This is a genomic window from Streptomyces sp. NPDC001617, assembly GCF_053596855.1.
Window position 1 is genome coordinate 1 of sequence record NZ_JBSFHA010000199.1, and the last position, 2,453, is coordinate 2,453.

The window sequence follows — 2,453 nt, forward strand, 5'->3', positions numbered from 1 at the left end:
CGCCAGTGTTGCTGCCGCGCAGCGAACCGGGCTCGATCCCGGCGTCCTCCAACGTCTGCCACATGGTCTCCAGCAGCAACCGCTGCTGCGGATGCATCGCCAGCGCCTCGCGCGGTGAGATCCCGAAGAACTCGGCGTCGAACTCCCCGGCGTCGTCGAGGAAGTAACCCTTGTCTACGTAGCTTTTCCCTGTCCGTCCAGGGTCCGTGTCGAAGAGGTTGTCCAAGTCCCAGCCGCGATCGCGCGGCAGCCCTCCAATAGCATCCCGCCCCGACTGCACGAGGTCCCACAAATCTCCCGGCGACGATGCGCCACCGGGATATCGGCAACCCATGCCGACGACAGCGACCAGCTCATCGTTGCCTGTCGAGGCGGGCCCCGCGGCCGCCGGGGTGACGACCTGAGTGCTCGCGCCAAGCAGTTCCTCGCGCAGGAGCGCAGCCAGTGTGGACGGGGTCGGGTGGTCGAACACGACGGTGGCCGACAGCCTCAGCCCGGTGACCTCGTTGAGCCGCTTACGGAGCTCCACTGCGGACAGCGAGTCGAGGCCGAGTTCCCTGAACGCGACGTCCGGCGGTACGGAACCGGCACCAGCATGGCCGAGCACGGTGGCGGTGTGGGAGCGCACCAGGTCGAGCAGTTCGCGGTTGACGTCCTCGGCCGGGCGGCCGGCCAGCCGGTCGGCGAACGTCGTGCCGGTCGCCGTGACCGCGGTCGCCGTGCGCCGCGCCCGGACCAGCCCACGCAGCACCTCCGGCAGACTCGTCTGCGTGGCCCGCGCGCGCAGCCGGTCGAGGTCGAGTGCAGCCAGGGTCGCGGTGACCTCACCGCCGGCGAGCGCCGCGTCGAACAGCGCGACGCCTTCGTCCGACGGCAGTGGTTTCAGCCCGGTGCGTGCCATTCGAGCGATGTCCACGTCACCCAGGTCAGCAGTCAATTCGCTGCGCTCGCTCCAGAAACCCCACGCGAGCGAGGTCGCCGGCAGCCCGGCGACGCGGCGGTACTGGGCAAGCGCGTCGAGGAACACGTTCGCTGCGGCGTAGTTTCCCTGGCCTGCGTTGCCGATCGTGCCCATGATCGAGGAGAACAGCACGAACGCGGACAGCCCGTGGTCCCGGGTCAGGTCGTGCAGGTTCCACGCCGCATCCAACTTCGGCGCCAGCACGGCGTCGAGCCTTTCCGGCGTCATCCCCGAGATCAGCCCGTCATCCAGGGTCCCTGCGGCGTGAACCACGCCGGTGAGCGGCTGATTCACCGGGATTCCCGCGAGCAATGCGGAAAGCGCGGCCCGGTCGGCCACGTCGCACGCGGCCACCGTCACCTCGGCGCCCAGCTCCGACAACTCGGCGACCAGGTCCGCGGCTCCAGGAGTGTCCGGCCCACGCCGAGAGACCAGCAACAGGTTCCGCACCCCGTGCTTCGTGACCAGGTGTCGGGCGAACAGACTGCCGAGAGTTCCGGTGCCGCCGGTGATCAACACGGTGCCGTCGGTGTCCCACCATGCCGACGGCTCCGGCCCGCTACGACCCTTGGGGTCCGACCGCCACGGCACACCTTCCGGGTCCCGTGGTGGGTTCTTGGATGTCACCCTGGCCAGTCTCGGCACCACGACATGTCCGTCACGCAGGGCGAACTGGGTGGCGTCACCGGCCAGCACGGACGGCAGCACGGCGAGCGAGCGGTCATCGTCGTCCACATCGGCCAGGACCAGCCGGCCGGGATTCTCGCTCTGTGCGGAGCGGACCAGCCCCCAGAGAGGCGCGATGGAAAGGTCCGGTACGGGCTCGCCGTATCCGGTCATCACCGCACGCCGGGTCACCACGACCAGCCGTGCATCCGCGAACCGGTCGTCGGACACCCATGCCTGGACCAGATCGAGCACACGGTACAGCGCCGTGCGGGCGGCTCCCGGGACGTCTGTCGTGCCGTCACCTTCGATGCACACGACCACGTCGGACGAGTCGCCGGGTATCGCGGACAGTTCGGTGAACTCTTGCCAGTCGACGCCGCCTGCCGTCGCCGAGCACAGGCCGAACGAGTCGTGGCCGAGCAGCGAGAGCTCGGTGGGCGGTGCCGCGTCCGCCGACAGCGCGGGTATCCATTCCAGGCGCAGCAGGGAGTCCCGGTTCACGGCCGCAGAGCCGAGGTCGGCAAGGTCGGCCGGAAGCATGGCCAGCGACGCCACTTCTGCCACCGGCATACCGGCACCGTCCGCCGCGCGCAGCCGTAGCGCGTTGTCCCCCACGGTCGTCACCGACACCCGTAGCGCGGAGGCGCCGGAGGCGTACAGCGTTGCGCCTTCCCAGGCGTACGGCAGTCGCACCCGGCCGTCGTTCGGCAGGACCTGACTCAGCAGTGCGGCGTGGAGTGTGGCGTCGAGCAGGGCGGGGTGGATGTTGTAGGCGTCCGGGTCGGTGGGCAGGGTGATCTCGGCGTAGATGTGGTCGTTGTGG

The 2,453-nt window shown here is 69.7% G+C and carries 1 protein-coding gene; it reads right to left on the reverse strand.

Translation table 11 applies throughout. The features are described 5' to 3' along the window. The coding region (locus ACWC09_RS52515) for an SDR family NAD(P)-dependent oxidoreductase (RefSeq protein WP_450859405.1) at positions 1-2,453 on the reverse strand (2,453 nt) is incomplete at both ends.